The 26,106-nt window shown below is 34.9% G+C and carries 17 protein-coding genes and 2 tRNA genes; 11 read left to right on the top strand and 8 right to left on the bottom strand.

Translation table 11 applies throughout. The features are described from left to right. Position 1: 1 nt before the first annotated feature. Both L0669_RS21475 and L0669_RS21470 read right to left on the bottom strand, forming a co-directional pair. The gene (locus L0669_RS21475; RefSeq protein ID WP_263759903.1) at positions 2-1,738 is read right to left on the bottom strand and encodes a nickel-dependent hydrogenase large subunit; all 1,737 of its coding nucleotides are present in this window, start codon (positions 1,736-1,738) and stop codon (positions 2-4) included. A 16-nt stretch (positions 1,739-1,754) separates the two neighbouring features. Then, positions 1,755-2,882 (bottom strand): hydrogenase small subunit, encoded by a 1,128-nt coding sequence (locus L0669_RS21470; protein WP_263759902.1) that lies wholly within the window; start codon positions 2,880-2,882, stop codon positions 1,755-1,757. A gap of 191 nt (positions 2,883-3,073) precedes the next feature. On the opposite strand from L0669_RS21470, the gene L0669_RS21465 reads away from it, so the two are divergent. From L0669_RS21465 to hypE, 4 genes are read left to right on the top strand one after another with little or no spacing between them, the layout of a single operon-like run. After that, positions 3,074-3,415 (top strand): hydrogenase maturation nickel metallochaperone HypA/HybF, encoded by a 342-nt coding sequence (locus tag L0669_RS21465; protein ID WP_263759901.1) that lies wholly within the window; start codon positions 3,074-3,076, stop codon positions 3,413-3,415. 7 nt (positions 3,416-3,422) lie between these two features. After that, entirely contained in the window at positions 3,423-4,307 is an 885-nt protein-coding gene (gene hypB, locus L0669_RS21460; protein WP_263759900.1) for a hydrogenase nickel incorporation protein HypB, read from the top strand. Positions 4,308-4,309: 2 nt separating this feature from the next. Next, entirely contained in the window at positions 4,310-4,546 is a 237-nt protein-coding gene (locus L0669_RS21455) for a HypC/HybG/HupF family hydrogenase formation chaperone (RefSeq protein WP_263759899.1), read from the top strand. Positions 4,547-4,555: 9 nt separating this feature from the next. Continuing rightward, positions 4,556-5,566, top strand: coding sequence for a hydrogenase expression/formation protein HypE (gene hypE / locus L0669_RS21450; RefSeq protein WP_263759898.1), 1,011 nt, complete (start codon positions 4,556-4,558; stop codon positions 5,564-5,566). Positions 5,567-5,880: 314 nt separating this feature from the next. Here hypE and purL read toward each other — a convergent pair whose 3' ends face one another. The 3 genes from purL to L0669_RS21435 form a co-directional block, all read right to left on the bottom strand. Next, positions 5,881-9,534, bottom strand: a complete 3,654-nt coding sequence (gene purL / locus L0669_RS21445; protein WP_263759897.1) for a phosphoribosylformylglycinamidine synthase — start codon at positions 9,532-9,534, stop codon at positions 5,881-5,883. A gap of 339 nt (positions 9,535-9,873) precedes the next feature. Then, positions 9,874-11,721: an endonuclease gene (locus L0669_RS21440; protein ID WP_263759896.1), complete on the bottom strand. Its 1,848-nt coding sequence runs from the start codon at positions 11,719-11,721 to the stop codon at positions 9,874-9,876. Positions 11,722-12,258: 537 nt separating this feature from the next. Beyond that, positions 12,259-13,776, bottom strand: a complete 1,518-nt coding sequence (locus L0669_RS21435; protein ID WP_263759895.1) for a hypothetical protein — start codon at positions 13,774-13,776, stop codon at positions 12,259-12,261. A gap of 246 nt (positions 13,777-14,022) precedes the next feature. On the opposite strand from L0669_RS21435, the gene L0669_RS21430 reads away from it, so the two are divergent. The 7 genes from L0669_RS21430 to nadB all read left to right on the top strand — a co-directional run bounded on the left by L0669_RS21430 (position 14,023) and on the right by nadB (position 20,088). After that, entirely contained in the window at positions 14,023-14,454 is a 432-nt protein-coding gene (locus L0669_RS21430; RefSeq protein ID WP_263759894.1) for a PaaI family thioesterase, read from the top strand. 1 nt (position 14,455) lies between these two features. Then, positions 14,456-15,523 carry a chorismate-binding protein gene (locus tag L0669_RS21425; RefSeq protein WP_263759893.1) on the top strand — a complete coding sequence of 356 codons (1,068 nt, stop codon included), beginning with the start codon at positions 14,456-14,458 and terminating at the stop codon, positions 15,521-15,523. 88 nt (positions 15,524-15,611) lie between these two features. After that, positions 15,612-16,328: a bacillithiol biosynthesis deacetylase BshB1 gene (gene bshB1 / locus L0669_RS21420; RefSeq protein ID WP_173971207.1), complete on the top strand. Its 717-nt coding sequence runs from the start codon at positions 15,612-15,614 to the stop codon at positions 16,326-16,328. A gap of 76 nt (positions 16,329-16,404) precedes the next feature. Then, positions 16,405-16,478 (top strand) — tRNA-His (locus tag L0669_RS21415). 488 nt (positions 16,479-16,966) lie between these two features. Next, positions 16,967-17,040 (top strand) — tRNA-His (locus L0669_RS21410). A gap of 573 nt (positions 17,041-17,613) precedes the next feature. Beyond that, positions 17,614-18,546: a quinolinate synthase NadA gene (nadA, locus tag L0669_RS21405; protein ID WP_263759892.1), complete on the top strand. Its 933-nt coding sequence runs from the start codon at positions 17,614-17,616 to the stop codon at positions 18,544-18,546. Between the two features lie 18 nt (positions 18,547-18,564). Next, positions 18,565-20,088, top strand: a complete 1,524-nt coding sequence (nadB, locus tag L0669_RS21400) for an L-aspartate oxidase (protein WP_263759891.1) — start codon at positions 18,565-18,567, stop codon at positions 20,086-20,088. Between the two features lie 130 nt (positions 20,089-20,218). Here nadB and ypfJ read toward each other — a convergent pair whose 3' ends face one another. The 3 genes from ypfJ to L0669_RS21385 form a co-directional block, all read right to left on the bottom strand. Further along, the gene (gene ypfJ, locus L0669_RS21395; RefSeq protein ID WP_263759890.1) at positions 20,219-21,067 is read right to left on the bottom strand and encodes a KPN_02809 family neutral zinc metallopeptidase; all 849 of its coding nucleotides are present in this window, start codon (positions 21,065-21,067) and stop codon (positions 20,219-20,221) included. Positions 21,068-21,159: 92 nt separating this feature from the next. Further along, a complete protein-coding gene (locus L0669_RS21390; RefSeq protein WP_263759889.1) occupies positions 21,160-25,209 on the bottom strand; it encodes a PAS domain S-box protein in 4,050 nt (1,349 codons plus the stop codon). 91 nt (positions 25,210-25,300) lie between these two features. Continuing rightward, a complete protein-coding gene (locus tag L0669_RS21385) occupies positions 25,301-26,092 on the bottom strand; it encodes a DUF2189 domain-containing protein (RefSeq protein WP_263759888.1) in 792 nt (263 codons plus the stop codon). Between the last annotated feature and the right edge of the window lie 14 nt (positions 26,093-26,106).

Raw genomic sequence — 26,106 nt, 5'->3', positions numbered from 1 at the left:
TTTAAATAGTGCAAATAGAAATGTCGTTTACTTCTTTAATGATATCACCATTTTCATCGTATAAATGCACTGCACAGGCAATACATGGATCAAATGAATGTATGGTTCTGATAATTTCTAATGGTAATTCCGGATTCGCGACAGGTGTATTCAACAAACTGCTTTCGTACGGAGATCGTTGCCCTTTAGGATCTCTCGGAGAAGCATTCCATGTTGAAGGAACTACTTGTTGATAGTTGGCTACTTTGGCATCTTTTATTACAATCCAGTGGCTTAAAGCACCTCTTGGAGCTTCGACAAGTCCAACTCCCTGAGATTCTTTTGGCCAAGTTGAGGTTTCCCATTTTTCTGTATTGGCCATTTTAGTATCCCCTTTTTTGATGTTTTCAATTAGATTATCAAAAAAATCCAGATTCCAATTGGCTACCAATTGCGATTCTAATGCTCTGGCTGCAGTTCTTCCTAAAGTAGAGAATAAGGCTCCTGCCGGAACTTGTAACTTAGATAAAGTCGAATCAACGATTTCTTTAAATTCTTCTCTTCCGGATGCATATCCTACCAGCATTCTTGCCAGCGGGCCAACTTCCATAGCATGACCTTTCCATCTTGGCGTTTTGATGAAACTGTATTTTTCGTCGACGTTTAAGTGGGTATAAGGGGGTTTTGGACCTGTATAGTTTATTTTAGTTTCTCCGCTCCAAGGGTGTTTTCCTGCATTTCCGTCTCCTTCATAATCGTACCAGGAATTGTTTACATATTCTTCTACGGTTTTTAAATCTCTTAAGTCTAAGTCGTGAACTTTTGTTAAATCCTTATTCAAAATTACCCCCGAAGGAAATTTGAAAGTATTCATGTTGGTATTATTATATCCTTGTGTTGGAAAATCTCCAAAAGTCATAAAATTATGGAAGCCTCCAATTGCGCCCCAATCTTTATAGAAGCTTGCAATAGTCATAACATCCGGAAGATAAACTTGTTCTACAAAACGTTTTCCTTCTTCCAGAAGTTGTCTGACATGGGCTAGTCGTTCAGCGTTTAATCCGCTGGCATCATCAAGGTTGATAGAACAAGCCATTCCGCCAACCAAGAAGTTAGGATGTGGATTTTTACCTCCAAAAATAGCGTGTACTTTTACGATTTCTTTTTGCCACTCCAGCGCTTCCAGATAATGAGCTGTTGCCATTAAATTAGCTTCCGGCGGTAATTTCATTTGTGGATGTCCCCAATATCCATTGGCAAAAATTCCTAATTGACCACTGGCTACAAATTTTTTCAATCTTTTTTGAAGATCAGAAAAATAACCCGGTGAACTTTTTGGCCAGTTCGAGATCGATTGTGCCAATTGTGAAGTTTTAACCGGATCAGCATTTAAACCGCTTATAACATCAACCCAATCAAAAGCATGTAAGTGGTAAAAATGAACCACGTGATCGTGCAGGTACAAAGCACCAAGCATGATGTTTCTAACAATTTCAGCATTGGGTGGAACAACAATTCCCAATGCATCTTCTACAGATCTGATTGATGCTGTAGCGTGTGTTGAAGTACAAACTCCGCAAGTTCTTTGTACAAAAGCCCAAACATCTTTTGGGTTTCTGTCTTTTACAATATTTTCTAAACCTCTAACCATTGTCGAGGATAAAAATGCCTCTTGTATTGTACCATCTGATATTTCTACTTCGGCTCTTAAATGCCCTTCTATTCTGGTAATTGGGTCAACGACTATTCTCTCTGCCATTTTATTTTTTTATAGATTATAAATCCTCTAAATGTTTTTCATTTTCAGTTCCCTGACTTATTCTGTGATTGAGTTCTTCTTTTTTAGAGATGTTCGAAAGAACAGCGTGAACTCCAATACCCGCAGCAACTCCTCCAAGAGCGATTTTGCCTAACGTATCTGCATTTGCTTCAATGTTACCCGGAGTTATCGATGAATCTCTCGAATAGAAACTTCCTGCATCCCAGAAATCATTAGCACTACAACCAATACAACCGTGTCCGGACTGGATAGGGTAACTTACGCCACCATTCCATTTCATATTTCCACAAGCGTTATAAGTACTTGGTCCTTTACAGCCTACTTTATACAAGCAATATCCTTTTTTTGCATTTTCATCATCAAAATTCTCGGCAAATAATCCCGCATCAAAATAGGGTCTTCTGTAACAGCTGTCATGAACTCTTTTAGAGTAAAAAGCTTTCGGACGACCTGCACTGTCTAATTCAGGGAATTTTCCAAACGCCACAATGTGCACTATAATTCCGGCCATAACTTCACCTATTGGTGGGCAACCCGGAACATTTATAATAGGTTTGTCTGTAATAATTTTATGAATAGGCACTGCACCTGTAGGGTTTGGTTTTGCAGCTTGAATACAGCCAGATGTGGCACAGCTTCCCCATGCGATAATAGCTTTGGCTCCCGCCGCTGATTCTTTAAGAATATCGATGGCACTTCTTCCGCCAATACAGCAATAATTTCCGTCGGCTCCCATTGGTATAGAACCTTCGACACAAAGAATATATTCTCCTTTATATTTGTCCATCGTAGCTTTTTTAGCAGCTTCAGCCTGATGTCCGGAAGCAGCCATTAAAGTTAAGGTGTAATCTAATGAGATTTTATCCAGAATGATATCGGCAACAATAGGATGGTCAGAACGAATAAAGGATTCACTACAACAAGTACATTCCTGAAAATGTTCCCAAATAACGGGGAGGCGCGGGGTATTTTCTAACGCTTTGGTAATTTGACCAATTGCAGAACTCTGAACTCCCATATAGGCTCCGATGTAAGCAACAAATTTTAAAAAGTCCCTCCTGCTATAACCTTGTCTTTCGATACTGTTATAGTAGGTTTCGTTGATTTTGTTTTTATCCTCCATTCTAATTATGTTTTATAAAAGCTTTTTGTTGGTTTAAAAATGACATAAATAGATACTTATGTTTTGATTTTTATTTTATAGGGGTTCAAAATTATTGTATTGTTAGGTTCTTAAATGTGATAATTGTCAGTTTTTACTTTATTTTTTAAAATTAACTTGCGTGGCTTTTTTAAATTTAGAAAACGAATATTATGCACGAGCTTTCTGTAGTTACTTCGATTGTGAAAATTGTTAAACAAGAAGTAGATAAAATAAAGGGACAAAGGGCTTTAGAGCTTTATTTAGAAATCGGAAAATTGTCCGGTGTCGAAATAGATTCCTTTCATTTTGTATGGCCACAGTGTATTTATGGAACCGTTTTAAGCGATGCAAAATTGTTTATAGATGAACCTTTGGGAAAAGCCAGGTGCGCCGAATGCGAAACGGAATTTCATATCGATAAAAGTTTTGACAGTTGCCCCAATTGCGATAGTCCGTTTAAAGAAATTATCGCAGGCAAAGAATTAAAAATTAAAAAAATAATCATTAAATAAACTAATTATGTGTACCACTTGCGGATGTAGTTCTGATGAAAACGAAATAAGATTCACTAAAATAGGAGAGAAGCAAATACATTCTCATTCACATTCAGGACATCATCATCACCATCATCATGATGGCCATCACCATGATCATGAAGATCACCATCACGATTGCCACCACGATCATGATCACGACCATGATGACCACGATCATCACCATAGTCATGATCATTCGCACAGTCACTCTCACGAAATAAATATAGTGCAGCTTGAAAAAGATATCCTGTACAAAAATCAATTAACAGCAGAGCGAAACAGAGGTTTTTTTGAAGCATTGAATATTTTTTCAGTCAACTTAGTGAGTTCGCCTGGTTCCGGAAAAACCTCTCTATTAGAAAGAACAATTGCTGATTTGAAAGATAAAATGGCATTTTCTGTAATCGAAGGAGATCAGCAAACAACGAATGATGCTGACAGAATTCATAAATTAAATGTTCCTGTAATTCAGATCAACACTGGAAAAGGGTGTCATCTGGACAGCGAAATGATATCACGAGCGGTAAAAGAATTAAAACCGGCATCTGATTCTATTTTAATGATCGAAAATGTTGGGAATTTGGTTTGTCCAGCGATGTTTGATTTGGGCGAATTAAAACGAATTGTAATTATATCGGTGACCGAAGGTGAAGATAAACCGCTTAAATATCCGGATATGTTCTCTGGATCTCAAATCTGTATTATCAATAAAATAGATTTATTGCCTTATCTGAAATTTGATTTAGAAAAACTAAAAGAATACGCGAAAAAAGTAAATCCGCATTTAACATTCTTTGAAGTTTCGACGACCTCAGGTGAAGGACTACAAGCCTGGTACGATTATTTAGCACAATCTATAAAACAATAATTATGTGTTTAGCAGTTCCCGGAAGACTTGAAAAAGTAACAATAGAACTTGATGAGACCTTTAGAATTGGAGTTGTTTCCTTTGAAGGGATCATTAAAGAGGTCAATCTGGCATTGGTTCCAGAGGCGAAAATAGGAGATTATCTTTTGGTTCACGTAGGTGCAGCTATCGGTATCATTGATGAGGAAGAAGCCAAAAGGACAATGGAGGTTTTAAAACAAATGGGCGAAGAGATTTAATTTTAGAGGATGAATACAAAAGCTGAAGTAATTCATTTGCATCACGGTAGTGGTGGTGAACATATGACTAAACTCTTAAACGAAGTAATTTTTAAGATTTTAAAAAATGATATTTTAGAAGTTCGCCATGATGGCGCGTTTTTAAATATGCAGGGAAATTTGGCTTTTTCAACAGATAGTTATGTTGTTTCTCCCGTATTTTTTAAAGGAGGAAATATTGGTGAACTTGCTGTAAATGGTACTGTAAATGATCTTTCGATGTGTGGTGCGATTCCAAAATATCTTTCGTTGGCTTTAATTATAGAAGAAGGTTTTGGTTTGGATCAATTTACTCAAATTATAAAATCGATTAAAGAAGCAGCCGATAAGGCAAATGTTCACATTGTGACCGGAGATACTAAAGTAGTCGAAAGAGGAAAAGGAGATCAAATTTATATTAATACTTCCGGAATTGGGATTGTTCATGAAAAAGCCAATATCAAAACTAAGAACATTCAGGAAAACGATGTGATTATCATCAACGGACCAATAGCGTCACACGGAATGGCAATTATGTCTGAGCGTGAAGGATTGGAATTTGAAAGTGATATTTTGAGCGATACGACTAATCTAAATCATGTAGTTTTAGAATTAATAGAAAAATTTGGAAATAAAATTCATTTTCTAAGAGACGCAACCCGTGGCGGATTGGCTTCTGTTTTGCATGAAATAGCAACTGAAATCAATTTAGGAATTTCTCTTTTTGAAGATAAAATAAAAGTAGAAAATCAGGTAAAAAGCGCTTGCGAACTATTAGGACTAGATCCGTTATATGTGGCAAACGAAGGAATTTTTGTTTGCGTTGCTGCTCCTGAAATTAAAGATGAGGTTCTGGCAATTTTACAAAAAGTAAACTCAAATGCCTCAGCAATTGGTTTTGTTACCGATGAATATCCATCAAAAATCATTATCGAAAGTTCTTTTGGAGGCAAAAGAGTTGTGAATCCTTTAGTAGGTGAACAATTGCCAAGGATTTGTTGATTGTTTGTAAAGGTTTTTTTGCCACGAATTCCACGAATTTTCACGAATTTTTTATTTGTAATCTTAAAAAATAGCCACAGATTATAGGATTAAAATGATTCTTCTTTACAGTGAAAATAATCTGTGATAATTTGTGGAATTCGTGGCGAAAAAAAAATTTGATAATTTTTTTTAAGTTTTCTTGTAAGGTTTTGAAAACCTTGCAGGAGGTAAGCTAAAAGAAAAACCTGCGTAAATCCGTTTCATCCGTAAAATCCGTGGGCCAAAAAAAACGCCCGATAAATTCGGGCGCTTTTAATATAAAAATATATTTCTTAGATTTTCTCAATCCATTTTCTTGCGTTAACAAAAGCTTCATGCCAAGGAGAAACTTCATCGTTTCTGTCTTTTGGATAATGAGCCCAGTTCCATTGGAAAGTTGAACGCTCAATATGAGGCATCATAACCAAATGTCTTCCAGTTTTATCACACATCATTGCAGTGTTATAATCAGAACCGTTAGGGTTTGCTGGATAACCTTCGTAAGCATATTTAGAAACAATGTTGTATTGGTCTTCTGCATAAGGTAAATTGAATTTTCCTTCTCCGTGAGAAACCCAAACTCCTAAAGTGCTTCCAGCCAATGTCGATAACATAACTGAGTTGTTTTCCTGAACTTTTACAGAAGTAAAGATACTTTCGTGTTTTTGGCTTTCGTTATGAAGCATTTTTCCGTGAACTTCATGCTCTGGATTAATTACTTCCAATTCCATAAACAATTGACATCCGTTACAGATTCCGACAGATAAAGTATCTTCTCTTTTAAAGAATTTATCCAAAGCTGTTTTTGCTTTTTCATTGTATAAAAATGCTCCGGCCCAACCTTTAGCAGAACCTAAAACATCTGAATTAGAGAATCCTCCAACTGCACCAATAAACTGAATATCTTCAAGAGTTTCACGACCAGAAATTAAATCTGTCATGTGAACGTCTTTTACATCAAAACCTGCCAAGTACATAGCATTTGCCATTTCACGCTCAGAATTACTTCCTTTTTCACGGATAATAGCGGCTTTTGGTCTTGGTTTTGAAGCGTCGATTACTGGTTTTTTTCCTGTAAAGTGCGCTGGGAAAGTATATTGTAAAACCTGATTTTTATAGTTTTCAAAACGTGCCTGAGCTCTTCCGTTTTTAGATTGTTTTTGATCTAATAAATAAGAAGTTTCAAACCAAATATCTCTGTACTTCGCAATATCTAAATTGTAAATTCCAAATTCCAAACTTGGTGTACTTTGAACTGTACCTAATTTGAAGAATTCTATATTGTTTGCATTTAATTTAGCTTCAACAGCTGAATCAGATTTTGCCTGGAAAACGATTCCGATGTTTTCAGCGAAAAGGATTTTCAATAAGTCTTTTTCCGCGAAAGCGCTGAAATCAATTTTTGCTCCAAGGTTTACATCAGCAAAACACAATTCTAATAAAGTAGTGATTAAACCACCGCTTCCGATATCGTGTCCGGCTAAAATTTGGCTTTCGCCGATTAATTCCTGAACTGTATTAAAAGCATTTTTGAAAAAAGAAGCGTCTTTTATTGTAGAAGTTTCGTTTCCGATTGTGTTTCTAATTTGTGCAAAAGATGAACCTCCTAATTTGAAATCATCCTGAGACAAATTGATATAATAGATAGAATCTCCGTTTTTCTGTAAAACCGGTTCCACTACTTTTCTAATGTCTGTACAGTTTCCTCCAGCCGAAATAATAACCGTTCCCGGCGCGATTACTTCGTCGTTTGGATATTTTTGTTTCATCGAAAGTGAATCTTTTCCTGTTGGAATATTGATACCCAATTCGATTGCAAAATCTGAACAACCTTCAACAGCAGCATATAAACGAGCGTCTTCACCTTCGTTTTTACAAGCCCACATCCAGTTTGCAGATAAAGAAATTCCTTTTAAACCATCTTTAATTGGCGCCCAAACAATGTTTGATAACGATTCTGCAATAGCATTTCTGCTTCCTGCAACCGGATCAATCAAAGCAGCGATAGGAGCGTGCCCAATAGAAGTTGCGATTCCTTCTTTTCCTAAATAATCCAGAGCCATAACCCCAACATTATTCAAAGGCAATTGAAGCGGTCCTGCATTTTGTTGTTTAGCCACTTTTCCACCAACACAACGGTCAACTTTATTCGTTAACCAATCTTTTGAGGCAACAGCTTCTAAACGTAAAACGTCTTTTAAGTATGATTCGAAATCTGCAGCGTTGTAAGCAACATCAGCATATTTTCTATCAATAGTTTTATCCGTCATAACCGTTTTAGGAGAACTTCCGAAGAAATCTTCTAAAGCATAATCCATCGGTTTTGAACCATTTGATTTTGATTCGAAAGTAAAACGGTGATCTCCCGTAACATCTCCAACCTGATACATTGGCGAACGCTCTCTGTCAGCGATTCTTTGTAAAGTATCAATATCTTTTTGACCAATAACCAATCCCATTCTTTCCTGAGATTCGTTACCAATAATTTCTTTTGCAGAAAGAGTAGGATCTCCAACCGGTAATTTATCTAAGTCGATTAAACCTCCAGTTTCTTCTACCAATTCTGAAAGACAGTTTAAGTGTCCTCCAGCTCCGTGATCGTGAATCGAAACGATTGGGTTATTGTCGCTTTCTACCAAACCACGAATCGCGTTGGCAGCACGTTTTTGCATTTCCGGATTTGAACGTTGGATTGCATTTAATTCAATTCCTGAACCAAAAGCTCCTGTATCTGCAGATGAAACCGCAGCTCCACCCATACCAATTCTATAATTTTCTCCACCAAGAATTACGATTTTATCGCCTTCTTGTGGTTTCTTTTTGATTGCCTGATCTAATTTTCCGTAACCAATTCCTCCGGCTTGCATGATTACTTTATCGTAACCAATTTTACGGTCGTTTTCTGAATGTTCGAAAGTTAAAACCGAACCTGTAATTAACGGTTGCCCGAATTTATTTCCGAAATCAGAAGCTCCGTTTGAAGCTTTGATCAAAATATCCATTGGAGTTTGGTACAACCATTTTCTTTCTTCAACAGCATTTTCCCATTTTCTGTCGTCGTTCAAACGAGAATATGAAGTCATGTAAACTGCAGTTCCAGCCAATGGAAGGGAACCCTGACCACCAGCTAAACGGTCACGGATTTCTCCTCCTGAACCTGTTGCAGCTCCATTGAAAGGCTCAACCGTTGTGGGGAAATTGTGTGTTTCTGCTTTTAGAGATAAAACCGAATCAAATTCTTTTATCTCGTAATAATCTGGTTTGTCAGCTGTTTTTGGTGCAAACTGCTGCACTTTTGGTCCTTTTACAAAAGCAACGTTGTCTTTGTAAGCAGACACGATATCGTTAGGATTTTCCTGTGATGTCTTTTTGATTAATTTAAAAAGAGAAGTTTCTTTTTCTTCACCGTCAATTACAAAAGTTCCGTTGAAAATTTTGTGACGACAGTGCTCCGAATTCGCTTGAGAGAAAGCAAAAATCTCAGAATCTGTTAATTTTCTTCCTAGTTTTACAGCAAGATTGTCTAAATAATCTACTTCTTCCTGGCTTAAAGCCAAACCTTCAACTTTATTATAAGTCGCAATATCATCGATCTCCAAAATTGGTTCCGGCTGAACGTTGATAGTGAAGATTTCCTGATCTAATTGATTGAATTTTTGTGAAAGCATCGGATCAAAATCAGTAAAATCTTCCGTTGCCGGATGAAATTCCTCAATTCTGATAATGCCCGGAATACCCATGTTTTGAGTAATTTCTACAGCATTTGTACTCCAAGGTGTGATCATAGTGGCACGAGGACCAACAAAAAAATCCGTCAAGGCGGATTTTTCGATCTTATTAGAGTTGGCAAAAAGCCAGTTTAGTTTTGAAATGTCTTGAGCCGAAATTTCGTTTTGCGTTTGTACGGCAAAAACAGTTTTGCTTTGGTTTTCAAAGAAATGGATCATTGTTTTGTGTAGTTTGTTGTATTGAGGTGCAAATTTAGTGTAAATAAATAGCAAGCGCAAATTTGAAAACAAACTCTTTTGAAAAAAAAGTCAGCGCCTAATTTTAACCATATAAGTTATATAAGTTCATTTTAGAAGTCAACATAAATGTTTTAATCTCGCAAAGACTCAAAGTCTCAAAGTTCTTTATTTACCAAGCTTAAAAAAAAACTTTGCGACTTTGCGTCTTTGCGAGCAAAATTTACAAAAATTTAAATTATCTTATATCACTCATATGGTGGAAGAAACAAAAAAAGCGGCAAATATTGCCGCTTTTAAATTTAGTAAGCACTCGTTTAATTAGTTGATTATAATTTTTTTACTGCTGGTTTTTATACCTTGCGTAATATGAACAATGTAAATTCCTTTTGGGATATTGTTTATTGTGACAAGTAAAGAATCATTGTTTGTTTTTGTAAATACCTTTTGCCCTAATATCGAAACAATCTCAATATTTGATTTTTCACTGGCATCTTTCAGTTGAATGGTAAAATGACCATTTGAAGGATTTGGATAAAGTGAAACATCACCAAAATCAAAATCTCCAACCGCTAAATTTGCAAGTGAATGAGTTCCTAATCCGTCGCATTTGTCTTTTGCGTAAACATCCCATTCTGCAGTTTTATTGAAAGTAGTATTTGGAGCAGAAATGCTTGGTTTTCTTCTTAAAGTTTCGTCGATAGAAAAATTAGCAGTATTCCCTAATGTTCCTATAATGTCAATTAAAACATCATTTTTGAATAATCCGATAGGGTCATTTCCGTTAAATTGCAATTCTGTAGCACCGCTTGATAAATTCGCATTTGCCGGATTAAAACAAGTTGTTAATCCTAAATTGTACGCGATTACATACGAAGCTCCGTGCGCAAGTGTGCCCGTAAGTGGTAATCCCGCTGTAGAAGTCCATGGACCTGCGCCATTAATTTGTTTTTTAATGGCGTATTTTGTTAAATCTACCGTGCTTCCGGTAAAATTTGAAATTTCTAAATATTTATTATTTCCAGATCCTTCGATATATTCTGTAAAGAAAATTTCATTTGCAATTGTTCCTCCGCCTGTAGATGCAGTCGTACTTCCGTCAACAGAACTTGTTGCCAATGATAAATTGTTTGAAGTATCTTTTGCGATTACATAAAATGAGTAAGTGGTAGAAGGCGTTAAACCTGCAATAGTAGCAGTTGTTCCCGTTTCATTTTGTTTGAAAATATTGTTGACATAAATAGCATAACTGGCAATTCCAACATTGTCTGTAGCGGCAGTCCAGCTTAAACTAATGGTATTTGAAGTACTTGCCGTAACAGCTAGATTTGATGCTGCTGAAGGAGGAGTCGTATCATCTGCCTCGGTTGTCCAGACAGCTGCTACATATTCAGGGTGATCTATGTAAGGGTTACGATTGTTTTGGCGTGCATAAATAGCATTATTTCTCGCAATTTCTCTTGCGTTTACAGGATCCTGATTGTGCCAGGCAATCAATTGACTTAAAAAAGCCGGTGTAAATACCTTGTTTGAAGTTCCGTTAAACATCGGGTACGAATATCCAGCAACTGTATTCTCATATCGTGTAGCGAAGTAAAAATACATTCGGGCAATATCACCTTTAAACTCGTCAATAGGCTCAAAAACAAGACCAGAATAACCCGCAGTGGTACTTGGGCCTAATTTACTTCCGTTAAGACTTGTTTCGGTTGCGGATACTACAACACCATGAGGATAATTCGAACGAACTCCGTTTACTTTTCCGTCAGTTGGTGTAATAAAATGCGCATCGGCAACCATTGGTGATTGCTCATTAAAAACCGATTGCGGAATAATATGTTCTCTATTATAACAATCGCCCTCGTTTACATAATTACCGCATCTTTGTGTCGTAGCAATGCTGTAGTTATAAGGATCTGTTCCCGATGGATTTTCAGAATACATGTCTAAAACCGATCCGTCATTTTCGTAAAAGTTATCAATATCCGATGTTGCATAAGTCGTATATAAACCACCATATCCATTATCTGTATGGCCTTTTATAATATTATACAATTGAGTTTTTAATGTGTAGCCTGTTCCGGTTGCCGTGTTGTAATATCCGGAAGGAATTTGGGCAAAGCCAACGGCGGTAAACATCAATAAAAGTAGAAAGTAGTTTTTTTTCATGAAAATAGGTTAAGATTTGGGTTGCTAATAAATTGAACACGAGTATCCTAAATTTATTAATTGTATCAAAATTACTACTTTTTGAAATACGCTACGTTAAGTGATCTTTAATTTTAGAAAAAATTTCTTACTGTTTGAATTTTAATACTATAAGTGATGTAAGTTCATTTAGAATAATTTCGCAAAAACTCAGGTTATAAAATTTTTAAGCAGATCTTTTTTTTCAGGAGCTAATCCCGCTATACGTTGCAATCTTTTGTGGCGAACCCCGCCACAAAAGGATTTCCACTTCTATCGGGGCTAGGGCAATCATTTTCATAATAATATTATCGTCTAGTCTGTCATTTCGAGGAACGAGAAATCTTCGCAAGCAACTCTACAAAGATTAGCGCTTTGCGGAATTTCTACTGTGTTTCTCGTTCTAAATGAAAAGATTGAGAGTAAAATTAGTATAAAATAGAAAATTTGTGCCTTAGTGTCTTTGCGGCAAAAAACACACTTAAATTTTCTTATATCACTTATATGGTAAAAACAAATTTATTTCGGAAATGCCGCACTTTGATAAGCGCCTAAATCCGGCGGAGAAGTTCTGCTTGCTCCAATAATATCTAACGGAATCATATACGCCTGATTCCCTTTCGCGAAAGCGGGAGAAGTAGTATTGATGTTCAGTTTATTTTGATTCACATTATAAAATTTAGGATTTTCGTTTAAGATAATCTGATTATAATGTTCCGTATCCGTTTTAAATTGATAATCCGGATTGGTACTTGAACCATTAAATTTTAATAGACAATTGTTTAACTGATAAACAAATGCGGCATTGGTATTTTTATTCAAATTGAATTCGTTCGTGCCTGAACCGTAAATAATGCAATTGTTAAAAGTAGCCTGAATTAACGGATTTGTTGGAGGAGTTGCACCCGCCAGACTATTGCTTAAATTTACTGCAAATTGTGAGCTTCCCTGCCAGTTATTATTGAAAGTACAATGCGTAAAAAGGTAATTTCCGCCATAAACGCAGGACAAACTGGCTAAACCGGCATAATTAATCACAATGTTTTCTCCGTTGATGTAAGCATTTTGGGCTAAAATTCCATATTCGGCACAATTGTAAATCTGCGTGTTTTTGATCTCGATTGTAGTACTGTTATCAGGGCTTTTTATGTTTAAACCTGTAATCGCATTTTTTAAAGTAAGGTGATTTATCGAATGATTTTTGCTTCCTTTTGCAAAAATAACCGAATTCCATTGTCCGGGAATATTATCGTAAAGCGATTCCAGACGGTCGCCTTCAAAAACAACTTCGTTTTCTAATTTATTAGTGGTTGATACTGCTCCGTTAATTTGTAAAGATGCTTTATTGTCTACATAAAGTCCGGAATTAGCATGAAAAAACACCCTTGTTCCGGCTTGAAAAGTAACTGTTTTATTTTCAGGAACGCCAGCAAAACCGTAAATGACATAAGGTTTCTGATTGGTAAAAAGCAACTCATTTCCGTTTACAGCGTCGTTTTCATTCAAATAAAAACCATCAACCGATTTACCTTCTATGATAATTTTTTCTTTAGTTCCGTCAGGATTTTGTTTTGGATACAGAAAAACAGCATCCTGAATTAAAGTAACCAAAGCCACTTCCTGAAGATTAGCGCCACTATCAAACTGAATTTGGTCAGTATATAAAAAGTCGGTAGGATTTGCATCTGTAATATCTGCGGTAGTTTCTATAAAAATGTACAAACTGTCTTTCGACAAAAGTGTAACATCCTTGAAAATTTTGCCATTATTTCCGCTCATTCCGTCAACCGTCATTCGGTATTTAGAATTTAAACCGTTTTTGAGCTGAATCGTAGGAATCGAAATATCATCTTTACTTGTATTGTAAACTTTCAATTGATAGGTGCCGGAACCAATATTTTTGAAAACAGTATCTAAATAAACAGTGTCTCTTGAAAATTTTAAATTTCCGGAACTGGCAACAGTATCAAAATCAGTTCGGCAAGAACTGAACGTAATCAATAATCCGAAAATGAAAAGTACAAAGTAGTTACGCATTTGAAATAGGTTTCTTTTTTGCCACAGATTTAAAGGATTAAAAAAGAATTTATATAAATTTTTTAATCTGTGATAATCTGTGCAATCTGTGGCAAAAAAATAAATTTTAAACCAAAGATCAATATTGATTGTTTTTGTAAAAATAACAAAAAACTGACATGTTTGAAGTTGATTTTAATTTAGAATTGCATTTTTGAGTTTGTATCTCTTCTTTTCTTTAATTTTACGATTTTAAATTCCACTTTAATGAAGTATACGAAAGAGCAAATTTTAGCGCGTTGCAATGAGTTCTCTAAAAACACGCTGATGGAAACGCTAAAAATAGAATATATAGATGCTGGCGACGATTTTTTGACAGCAAAAATGCCTGTAAATCCTTCTGTTCACCAACCAATGGGACTTTTGCACGGAGGTGCTTCTGTAGCTTTGGCAGAAAGTGTAGGAAGTGCGGCATCGTTTTTTTTCATTGATCCAAAAGAGCAGGAAGTACGCGGCATCGAAATTTCGGCCAATCACTTAAAAAGTATTCGTGAAGGCTGGGTTTTTGGTACGGCAAGAATTATTCATAAAGGCAGAAGCATTCATCTTTGGGAAATTAAAATTACCGATGAAGCCGGGAATCTGATCTCGCTTTGCAAACTGACGAATATGGTTTTAGAAAGAAAGAAAACAGAATAACATGAATGATTTTTTTTCTAAAATAAAAAAACATTACGAAAAGCATTTGCCTTTTGTGATGTATTCTAAACCCAATTCAAGAAATATTTTTGGGCTTTTGCAACAAAATGATATTTTGCATACCATCTCGAATTATAAAGAAAAAGGTTTTGTTTTCGCTTCTTTTGATGAAAAACAACTGATTTTAATTCCGGAAAATGAAGCCGAAATTATAACCACAGAACAAGAAGAAATTGGTTTTGAAACTATCGAAATCGATGATGTGAGTTTTGATCCCGCTGCTAAAACGCAATATGAAGATTTAGTGGCAAAAGGAATTAGCGCCATCAAGAACGATGAATTCAAGAAAGTAGTTTTGTCCAGAAGCGAAAAAGTTGATCTTGCCGAATTTGATTTTGTAGCGACTTTTCAGCATTTGATCGAATTATACCCAACAACTTTATCATATTGTTTTTTTCATCCTAAAGTAGGATTTTGGATGGGCGCAACGCCGGAGCAATTGCTTAAAGCCAACGGAAATGTTTTTGAAACTACCGCTTTGGCAGGAACTCAAAAAGCAACTTCTGAAACGGAGATTCTTTGGGAGCAAAAAGAAAAAGACGAACAACAATACGTAACCGATTTTATTGTAAAAAGATTGCGTGAAGTTGCCGCTTCGGTGAATGTTACGGAGCCTTACAGCCTTAGAGCAGGATCGATCTGGCATATAAAAACGGATATTTCGGGAGTGTTAAATGATAATTCGACCCTCGAAGAAGTAATTGATACTTTGCATCCAACTCCCGCAGTTTGTGGTTTGCCAAAGAAAAAAGCGAAAGCATTTATAATAGAAAACGAAAATTACCACAGAACCTTTTATACCGGTTTTCTGGGCGAGTTAAACAGCAGTTTTGCGAATAACGATATTAGTTCTGATTTATTTGTAAATTTACGTAGCATGCAAATTCAGGAAAACAAAGCCATTTTATATATGGGCTGCGGAATCACCAAAGAAAGTATTCCTGAAAAAGAATGGGAGGAAAGCGTGAATAAATCAATGACGATGAAAAGAGTTTTGAGAATAGCTTAAAAAAAATAAGTTTACAGTCGCAGTCACAGTTTCCAGGTTTGCTGTGACTGAATACTGCGACTGTAAACTGCGACTAAAAACAAAAACAATGAAATTAGACATATTAGCCTTTGGCGCACACCCTGATGATGTAGAGTTGGGTTGCGCGGGAACAATTTTAAAAGAAGTATCACTTGGAAAAAAAGTTGGTATTGTAGATTTAACGCGTGGTGAATTAGGAACACGTGGTACAGCCGAAACCAGAGATCAGGAAGCAAAAGATGCCGCAAAGATTTTAGGCGTTTTGGTTCGTGAAAATTTAGGTTTGCGCGATGGATTTTTTGTAAACGACGAAAAACATCAATTGGAAGTGATTAAGATGATTCGAAAATACAAACCGGAAATTGTATTGTGCAACGCTATTGACGATCGCCATATCGACCACGGAAAAGGAAGCAAATTAGTTTCTGATGCCTGCTTTTTATCAGGATTAATGAAAATTGAAACTTCGGTAGATGGAGAACCACAAGAAGCATGGAGACCAAAAGTGGTATACCATTACATTCAGTGGAAAAATATAGAACCAGACTTTGTAGTCGATATTACGGGATTTGAAGACAAGAAAATTGAAGCTGTCATGGCATATAAAACCCAATTTTATGATCCAAATTCAAAAGAACCTGCTACGCCAATTACAAGTAAAAACTTTATGGAAAGCTTAAATTATCGTGCACAGGACTTAGGAAGGTTAGTTGGTAAAGATTTTGCTGAAGGTTTTACTGTCGAAAGATGTTTGGCAGTCAATAGCTTAGAAGATTTGATGTAATTTTGATATAAAAATTTCATTTTTTTCTTTGGAGAAGCGAACCTTTGTTGTATATTTGCAACCGCAAAGAAAAATGGTGGTTGTAGCTCAGCTGGTTAGAGTATTGGTTTGTGGTGCCGAGGGTCGCCGGTTCGAACCCGGTCAGCCACCCAGAATTGTAAAAGCCTTGAAGAAATTCAAGGCTTTTTTTGTGCGTTTATTTTTTTGAACGTTTTTTGTCAATTCGATTTCTATAATAAAATATATTTTTTTTGTTTAGGAGCTAATCCCGCTATTCGTTCCAATCTTTTGTGGCTCCCGATAGCTATCGGGACGCCACAAAAGGATTTCCACTCCTATCGGGGCTAGGGCAATCATTTTCATCATAACATTTCCGTCTGGTTTGCCTTTTTTCGAAACAAAGAATGAGGATCTTCGTCAATATATTATCTAAAACGAACTTAAATCACGTATTTAATTTAAAAATAAATCAAAAAAAAGATCAATGTTTAAATATTGATTTATTGTTTGTTACGGTTTAGTTTATGAAATGTATTGTTTCGTAAAACCATTTTCTTGCCTGATATCTCCTGTTTTGAAGCCTTTTTTTTTGCATAAGTAAACCTTTGTTGTATATTTGCACTCGCTAAGCAAAAATGGTGGTTGTAGCTCAGCTGGTTAGAGTAGCGGTTTGTGGTGCCGCGGGTCGCCGGTTCGAACCCGGTCAGCCACCCAGAAATTTAAAGCCTTGAAGAAATTCAAGGCTTTTTTTGTACCTATAATTTAAATTTCATTTTTCATTTAAATTCCAATCTTCAGATTAATAGTGAAAGTTTAATCTTAAACATAAAGTTTTACTTTTTTAAAAGCCTGTAATTTTACCACAGAGAACACTAAGTTTTTGCGCTATTTATTTAAGAAAAAACACAAAGTCCACAAAGCTTTGTGGACTTAAGTGTTGTAAACACAACTTAAACCTTTGCGAACTCTGCGAATCCCGATAGCTATCGGGATTGCGTTCTCTGCGGTAAAAAAAGAATAAAGTATATAAAATTTTTAATGTTTCTCTACGATATTTAGCATTGATCCCTTTTTAGCAATGCACATCTTCATACCGGTAAACCAGCTCAAACGGAGTAGATTTTCACTCCATAAAATGTTAAAATAAAAAGTAATATTTCATGATTTTAATCATAAAATAAAATTTAGCGCCATAATATCTTTACCACGTAAATCAGCTTTCAAAAACAAAATAATCAAGATATTCTAAAAGCTACAATTTAAGGATATCGATAAAACTAACCGTATGGATAAGTTATTCTTAACTTCTGAAATAAACCGACTCAAAAAAGAAAAAAATGCGATTATCCTCGCTCATTACTATCAGGATAAAGACATACAGGATATCGCCGATTTTGTAGGTGATAGTCTTGAATTATCTAAAAAAGCAGCCTCGGCTAATGCTGATATTATTGTTTTTGCCGGAGTTTATTTTATGGCCGAAACGGCAAAAATCATCAATCCGAATAAAAAAGTGCTTTTGCCGGATATTAATGCCGGATGTTCTCTTGCTGACGGCTGTGATCCTGATAATTTCAGGAAACTAAAAGAACTTCACCCCAATCATGTTGTAGTAACTTATATTAACTCTTCGGCTCAGATAAAAGCCTTAAGCGATTGGGTTTGTACTTCATCCAACGCAAAAAAAATTATAGAAGCAATTCCGGCAGAACAGCCGATAATTTTTGCTCCTGATAAAAATTTAGGAATGTACCTAAAAAAAGAAGTCAACCGCGAATTATTGCTTTGGGATGGTTCGTGCATTGTACATGAAGCTTTTTCATTAGATAAACTTATCGAAATCTACAATGCAAATCCAAAAGCTAAAATTGTAGCACATCCTGAATCAGAACGTCATATTCTCGAGACCGCAAATTATATAGGATCAACATCCGGAATGCTCAATTTTATCAAGAACGATCCGGCAACTACTTTCATCGTTGCAACCGAAGTGGGGATTCTGCATCAACTGGCCAAAGAAGCTCCGCAAAAAACAATTATTCCGGCGCCTTCATACGAAGATAATACATGTGCGTGCAGCGAATGTGCTTTTATGAAAGTAAATACTTTAGAGAAGCTTTATTTATGTTTAAAAGAGGAAAGACCGGAAATTCATATAAAAGAAGAATTACGATTAGAAGCCATAAAACCTATAAACAGAATGCTCAATTTGTCATAAACATCTAAGTCAATCAAAATGAAAAAAACTGATATACTTATAATTGGTTCCGGAATAGCAGGTTTATTTTTTGCTATTAAAATTGGAAAAAAACGACCAGATTTGTCTATTGCAATTATGACCAAAGACAAGGTCAAAAACTCTAATACTCAACTCGCTCAAGGTGGTATTGCTGTTGTTACGGATTGCATAGAAGATAGTTTTGAGCAACATATTCAGGATACTTTAAAATCGGGTGGAGGTTTATGTGATGAAGAAGTGGTAAAAATGGTCATACATCAGGCGCCTGAACGATTGAATGAACTTGTTGATATTGGGGTTTCTTTCGATAAAAACAAATCCGGAATTTGGAATTTGGGTCTCGAAGGCGGACATTCTCAGCATCGTATTTTACATCATAAAGATATATCCGGAGCAGAAATAGAAAAAAATCTAATTGAAACAATAAAACAGTTATCTAATATCACATTACTCGAAGATCACTTGGTTATTGATGTTGATACTAAAAAAAATAACGGAAGAATTAATTGTACGGGCGCTTTTTATTGCGACAAAATCAATAAGAAAGTAAAATACATACGCGCTAAAACCATTGTTTTGAGTACGGGAGGATGTGGTCAGATCTTTAAGAATACAACAAACCCGGAGATTGCAACGGGCGACGGAATTGCAATTGCTTCGCGAGCCGGAGCAGTAATAAAAGATATGCAATACATACAGTTTCATCCAACCGCATTGTATGAAGAAAACAAGAATCCGTTTTTTTTAATTTCTGAAGCAGTAAGAGGTTTTGGGGCGCATATTGTTAATGAAGATCAAAAGCGTTTTATATTTAAAGATGATATTCGTGGCGAGCTGGCAACAAGAGATATTGTATCTCAGGCGATAAGTAAAGAAATAGAAATGTCCGGAAATCCATATGTATATTTAGATTGCCGACATCTTGATTTTGAGGAATTCTACAGTCATTTTCCTTCTATTACAGAATATTGCAAGACAATTGGTTTGCATCCTGAAAAAGATTTAATTCCTATTGTTCCAGTTGCTCATTATCAATGTGGTGGTATCAATGTAAATAAAAAATCACAAACCAATATAAAGAATCTTTATGCGATAGGCGAGTGCTCCAGAACAGGTTTGCATGGCAAAAACAGATTGGCTTCCAACTCATTATTAGAAGCTTTGGTTTTTGCGCATCAGGCTTCAGAACATATTGCTAAAAATATTGATGAGCTGTCTTTTGCACCAAAAGATGCGATGTTGCAATTTGATGAACCTTTAATGGATAAGGATTCTAATTATTTTATGAAGTTTAAAAAAGAACTTCAAACCATGATGACATTTTTTTACGCAAGTAACGATTCTGATTTTGTTAAAATATTAAACAGAATCGAATCGATGAAAATGGCAACAGTAGGATTGCTTTTCAAAAAGAAAAAAATAACAACCCAGCTAATCGAATTTACGAATATGCTTACGGTTGCCAAGATTATTATCGAACACCATAAAACTAAGGTTTTAAAAAGTGCTGTGATGTATTAAATTGTATTTTCTGTCGTTGTTTTCAACGCATTAAAATAGGTTGAATGTTAAAATAAATTGTTTGTAGTAACCAAAAAAAGCATGACGTTTAAGTCATGCTCATTTGGTTATTATAGTTTGGTTTATTGAATTATCGTATTTCGTCGAAAGTATTTCCCTGATTAATATCTCCGGTTTTATAACCTTTCTTGAACCAGTACATTCTTTGTTCTGATGTTCCGTGTGTAAAAGAATCCGGAACTACATGTCCCTGCATTTTACTTTGTATGGCATCATCACCAACAGCATTAGCTGCACTTAAAGCTTCTTCAATATCTCCGGCTTCAAGATATTGCTGGTTGTCATGCGCCCAAACTCCGGCATAAAAATCAGCTTGTAATTCTAAAGCTACAGAGAGTTTATTAGCCTGAGCTTCACTTTTTCCTTGTTGCTCCTGACGCATTTTCGCTGAAGTTCCTAATAAGGTTTGAATATGATGCCCTATTTCATGAGCGATAACATAAGCAATCGCAAAATCACCACCTTCAGCTCCAAATTTAGTTTTTAATTCTTCGAAAAAAGCCAAATCCATATAGACTTTTCGATCTCCCGGACAATAAAAAGGCCCAGATGCTGATGATGCACCACCACAAGCTGTATTTACAGAGCCTCTAAAAAGAACCAATTTAGGTTTTTCGTACGTCATGCCATGTTGGGCAAAAATTTTAGTCCAGGTGTCTTCGTTACGAGCCAATACCACTCTTACAAAGTTTCCCATTTCTACATCTTCTTTGCTTAATGGCGCTGCGGCTTCAGTTTGAGTCTGCCCACCTTGCATTTGCTCTAATACATTTCCTATTGTCTGACCGTTTTCACCGCCAAAAACATTCAGTAACAAAATAATAATACCAATTACACCACCGCCAAGGGCAACTTTTCCGCCAGAAACTCCTCTACGGTCTTCTACATTATCACTTTGTCTTCCGCCTAGCCACTTCATATTATATTGTATTTTAGTTTATTGAGTTTTATGTTGTACGAATTTATATATTTTTTAGGAATTATTGTTAAAATGAAACAATTTAGTTGCAACTATTTTAACCATTTTGATAAGGCCTCTTCTACAGTGCCTTTAATAATTGGTTTAGAGATATAATCATCCATTCCTGCAGATAAACATTTGTTTCTTTCGTCTTTTTCTGCGCCTGCTGTAACCGCAATTATTGGGATATCTTTTCCGGTATTTGTATTTCTAATGGCTTTTGTGGTTTCATAACCATTCATAACCGGCATCTGAATATCCATAAAAATAAGATCAGGATTAATGCTTTCAAATTGATTTACCGCTTCGTAACCATTTTCGCATTCATAAATATAAGCAGTGCTGTACAGGTTTTTAATAATCGTTTTAAGTAACAACATATTTACTTTGTTGTCTTCTACAATCAAAAAAGTTATGTTTTTATGGTTTGTGTTGTTATTAGCGCTTAATTGCAGATTGATTTTTTTAAGCTCGGCATTGTATTTTTCATTGATGCTCTGGTTGCTCGTTTTTAAATTCAAATCAAAATAAAAATTACTTCCAATATCAATCTTGCTTTCCAGTTGCAAACGGCTATCCATTAAAGCCAATAACTGATTGGATATAGTTAAGCCTAATCCAGTTCCTCCAAATTTCCTTGTGGTAGAACTATCTTCTTGCGAAAAAGCTTTAAAAATTTTCTTCTGGTTTTTCTCCAGAATTCCAATTCCAGTATCGATAACCGAAAACCGAATAATGCAATTACCACTTTTATTTTTTTCTAAAACCGATACATTCAGTTTAATAGCGCCTTCATTGGTAAACTTAACAGCATTTGAAAGTAAATTGATTAAGATTTGCTTGATTCTCACAATATCCGTCCAGATATATTTAGGAACATCCGGATCTACATTCAATTCCAGTTTAAGATTTTTTTGATTGGATTCGTAAACAATCAAGTCAAAAACCTGACCCAGTACTTTTTTAATATCATATAAATCGATAAAAAGTTCCAGTTTTCCGGCTTCAATTTTCGAGAAATCAAGAATGTCATTTATAATCTCCAGCAAAGAATGCGCTGACTGATTGATGGTCGTCATGTATTTTTCCTGAATTTCTTCCAGATCCGTTTTCATCAATAAATGCGTAAAACCTATAATGCCGTTTAGTGGCGTTCTAATTTCGTGCGACATATTGGCTAAGAAATCAGACTTAGATTTATTCGCTGCTTCGGCCAGCTGTTTGGCTTTTATAGCATCTTCAGTTTCTTTTTTGTTGGTAATGTCAAAATAAATTCCACCAACAAATTCAATTTCATCTCCTTTTTTAATAACGTCTCCAAACTCTTCAATCCAGATATATTCACCGCTCTTTCGGCGAATTCTGTAGATATTATGCAAAGGCATTCCGTTCTGTAAGTTATCGATCTGATTGCTAATAACTTCATCTTTATCATCAGGATGTATAAGTGATAAAAAGGATAAATTATTCTCAATAAATTCTGATTTAGAATAACCGGTTAAATTTAAAATCTCATCATTAAGGAAAATTTTGGTAGAGAAAGCATCAAATTTTGATAGATAAACCGTGCCAGGAATGTTGTTGGCAATCAATTTGAATTTTTCTTCACTTTCAAGAATTTTAGTTTCATTTCGATTTCGCTCCAATGCCGATGAAATATTATTGGCCAAAACCTGAAAAATATAAATTTCTTCTTCAGACCATTTTCTTTCATTCGTACAATCATCAAAACCAATAAAACCGGTAAAAACATCATTAATATACAAAGGCAAAATCAAAATAGATTTGATTTCGTTGGCGATTAATAGTTCTTTAAAAAAGGTATCACCAAGTTTACGCGTTACCTTATTTAAGATTTTTCGGTTTTTTGCCGCTTCGTAAATTTCCTGTAAATTATCTTCTGTAAGTTGTTGTAATTCGGTGATTTGATGCGCGATTCCTTTTCTTGACCATTTGTATTTCTGGCAGACACAATTGGTTTTAAAATCTCTTTCGTAATAATACATATGATCTACCTTGGCCGCTTTACCAATTATTTCATACGTTTCCTGAAACATTTCGTGAGTCGTTTTACTCAGCAAAAATTTCTCTGTACATAAAGAAAGCGCCGATAAAAGCTGACTTTTAAATTCTAATCTTCGCTCAGCTTCCAGACGTTTTTGAGACGAAATAGCCAGCGAAATTACATCCGAAATCGTTCTGGCATAATTAATATCTTCATTATCCCAGTCTCTTTTTTCCTGAGTACTTTCAAAACAAACCACACCGCCCAATTGTCCGCTCAAAAATATCGGAACATCAAGCATTGATTTGATATGGTTTTTTGTAAAATAAAGTTTTTGAAATTCTGATGTTTCTAATTTATTAAAAACATCGGGCGCATTAATAATGGCCTTGTTTTTTAACGTTTCAAAATAAATAGGATAAGATTCTTTATCTAATATATTTTTGTCGTTTAAGTTTTGATTATCAACGCTAAATAGATTTTTGCATTTAATAAAATCTTTGTCGTATTTCCAGAAACTTACCCTGTTTGTCTTTGTAACCGTGGCCGCTTCTTCTATGATGTAATCTGTAACAGTATTTAGATTGTCGTATTTGCTAAAATCGGTAGTCGATAATTTTTTTGTAGAATGATTGTAAGCTTCAATTTTTTTAAGACGCTTCTTTTTTTCGTTTTCAATGTTTTTAATATCGGTAATATCCCGCGCTATACCTGCGTAACCAATGGTTTGGCCTAAATCATTTTTGCGAATTATAATTTTTTGAGAGATCCATAAAGTTTTTCCGTTTTTCTTTAAAATCGGAATTTCTATAGATGGAAAATTGTTTTCGTTGATATCCAGATTTTCATAAAAGTCAACCGCATTCCGTTGGTAATTTTCATGAATAAAATTCGAATAATGTTGAGCAATAATCTCATTTTCTGAATAACCTAAAATCGAGAAACCAAAATCATTTACAAAAGTAAAATAACCATCACTATCGATTTCAAATATAATATCGGTTGCGGTTTGAATCAGGTTTTTGTATTGATCCTGAACGTTTATTTGTTCCGTAACATCCTGACCAATACTGATAATGAGATCTTCGGAGAATTTTTTGTCTTTCCATTGAATGAATTTGTACTCGCCGTTTTTACTTTTTAATTTCCGAATATAAAGCTTGTTTTCTTCCTGATTTAGATTTTTTATTTCTTCGATAAAATCTATTTCTTTGGTTAGTTTCCAAAACTTTAAACCCATTACTTCATCCGGCTGATAACCTAAAATGGAGATTATTGTTTCGCTGCAAAACAAGACTTCGTTTTTTTTGTTGGTAGCAATTGTTAGAGAATTTCCTTTATGTACAATTTCGTTTGTAAACCTGAAATTATCTGTATTGTTGACTAAAACAGCATATTTTACCTGGTTGATAATGAAAATGAGAATACAAAAATTGATTAAAATAATGGATGATTTTAAAGAAATCAGATGAAAAATAACGGTTATAATTAGAAAAGTAAAAACCAGACCAACAAAGAACCAGTATATTTTTATGGGTTTTAAAATGTTGTATGAAAAGAAAAATGAGATTAAAAAAACAATAACCGGAATAACATCTTTTGGTAGAGCGATAATATTATGCGCAACGTAGCCGATGTAAACAAAGAAAAAGAATATAAATATAGGCTGAACCCGATCGCGTAAAAACTTTACTCTATTGGTTATAAAATAGATCACCAATACCGTAAAACCAATAGAAACATTGGTAATCAATAAACTTTTGGGTCTTATTTTAAAAAGTTCATTGATGATTTCGATTACAATAACAGCAATACCAAAAAATAAAATATAAAGTTGGTATTCTCTGTTGGCGGTTTCAGTTTCTAATTTTTTTTCTATGAAATAGCCAATGCTTGCTTTTATTTTAAAGAATTGATAAACCAAAACTCCGAGAAGCCCAAATAAGGCCAATCCCAAAAGAATAATTTTAGGATTGTGATAAAAAATAATCTCAGAAGTAAAAACGTACCAGTTTGCAATAATTGATTTGAGGGCATTACCAAATGTGGCAATTCCTGAAATCAACGAATTGAAAAAACTATAGTTTTCTACCATAGAATTTGAGGTATGTTTGGTTTTAGTAACTGGTTTTTTGAAAATTCTAAAGAGAGTAGGTTAAGCCCTTTTTGGTATAGAATTTTCTATTTTATTCTAAATCCGATTGCCCAATTGAGTCAATTGGATCTTCTTTATCATTTTTGAAAATTGCATAATATATAGCGTATGTCATTGAATAACTAAGCGGAACAGTAAAAAGGATTCCGATAAAAAGTGCCATAAACCCAATAATTAGCGCGGCAACAATGGTGATCATTAATCCTAAAAGTACGATGGGTTGTTTTGAAATAAGAAGACAACTTGATGTAATGGCATCGACAGCTTTTAAGTTTCCGAATACAATAAGCGGAATCGTTAAAAAGGTAAAAAATGAAATCATCAGCGAAACCACGATTCCTAATAAATTTAGGTTTTGAATTTCCAGAAATGTAGAAATAGAAACACTAAAGAGTGAAATGATCGCAGTGGCTAAAAATATTTGTAAAAAGTGACGTGATTTATAATAAGTAAAAATGGTAGAAACATTAAATTCCTGATCTCTGTCTGCGCAATATGCCATTTTTAAAAATCCCGCGCCAAAAGGACTTAAAATGGCCGAAAATAAGATTGTTCCGCTAATATAATAAACCAGCTGAAGGCTTGATAAATGGGCAGGTTTAATCGAGAAAAAGGCAGGGTTGTTTAATTTCTCGACACCAAATATTACGGCTAAAAGTACTGAACCTAAAATACCAAAAAGTATAGAAAAAACTAATAATATCAACCCAGCATAAAGTGCTATTTTTTTATAGTTTTCAAAAGCATTGTTAAAGACAGTTGAAAAATCTAAGGTATAACCATGATTCTTAATGTCTTTGATTTGATCAAGTGTGGATTTCATTTTTTGTAAAAGTA

The sequence above is a fragment of the Flavobacterium bizetiae genome (assembly GCF_024271895.1).
GTDB classification, from domain to species: domain Bacteria; phylum Bacteroidota; class Bacteroidia; order Flavobacteriales; family Flavobacteriaceae; genus Flavobacterium; species Flavobacterium bizetiae.
Note: the sequence above shows the minus strand (reverse complement) of the source record. Positions and strands in the feature narration are given on the sequence as shown.

Excerpts from the sequence above, each read along its gene's own strand:
- L0669_RS21475 (WP_263759903.1), bottom strand. The coding sequence starts at position 1,738 with ATGGCAGAGAGAATAGTCGTTGACCCAATTACCAGAATAGAAGGGCAT.
- L0669_RS21470 (WP_263759902.1), bottom strand. The coding sequence starts at position 2,882 with ATGGAGGATAAAAACAAAATCAACGAAACCTACTATAACAGTATCGAA.
- L0669_RS21465 (WP_263759901.1), top strand. The coding sequence starts at position 3,074 with ATGCACGAGCTTTCTGTAGTTACTTCGATTGTGAAAATTGTTAAACAA.
- hypB (WP_263759900.1), top strand. The coding sequence starts at position 3,423 with ATGTGTACCACTTGCGGATGTAGTTCTGATGAAAACGAAATAAGATTC.
- L0669_RS21455 (WP_263759899.1), top strand. The coding sequence starts at position 4,310 with ATGTGTTTAGCAGTTCCCGGAAGACTTGAAAAAGTAACAATAGAACTT.
- hypE (WP_263759898.1), top strand. The coding sequence starts at position 4,556 with ATGAATACAAAAGCTGAAGTAATTCATTTGCATCACGGTAGTGGTGGT.
- purL (WP_263759897.1), bottom strand. The coding sequence starts at position 9,534 with ATGATCCATTTCTTTGAAAACCAAAGCAAAACTGTTTTTGCCGTACAA.
- L0669_RS21440 (WP_263759896.1), bottom strand. The coding sequence starts at position 11,721 with ATGAAAAAAAACTACTTTCTACTTTTATTGATGTTTACCGCCGTTGGC.
- L0669_RS21435 (WP_263759895.1), bottom strand. The coding sequence starts at position 13,776 with ATGCGTAACTACTTTGTACTTTTCATTTTCGGATTATTGATTACGTTC.
- L0669_RS21430 (WP_263759894.1), top strand. The coding sequence starts at position 14,023 with ATGAAGTATACGAAAGAGCAAATTTTAGCGCGTTGCAATGAGTTCTCT.
- L0669_RS21425 (WP_263759893.1), top strand. The coding sequence starts at position 14,456 with ATGAATGATTTTTTTTCTAAAATAAAAAAACATTACGAAAAGCATTTG.
- bshB1 (WP_173971207.1), top strand. The coding sequence starts at position 15,612 with ATGAAATTAGACATATTAGCCTTTGGCGCACACCCTGATGATGTAGAG.
- nadA (WP_263759892.1), top strand. The coding sequence starts at position 17,614 with ATGGATAAGTTATTCTTAACTTCTGAAATAAACCGACTCAAAAAAGAA.
- nadB (WP_263759891.1), top strand. The coding sequence starts at position 18,565 with ATGAAAAAAACTGATATACTTATAATTGGTTCCGGAATAGCAGGTTTA.
- ypfJ (WP_263759890.1), bottom strand. The coding sequence starts at position 21,067 with ATGAAGTGGCTAGGCGGAAGACAAAGTGATAATGTAGAAGACCGTAGA.
- L0669_RS21390 (WP_263759889.1), bottom strand. The coding sequence starts at position 25,209 with ATGGTAGAAAACTATAGTTTTTTCAATTCGTTGATTTCAGGAATTGCC.
- L0669_RS21385 (WP_263759888.1), bottom strand. The coding sequence starts at position 26,092 with ATGAAATCCACACTTGATCAAATCAAAGACATTAAGAATCATGGTTAT.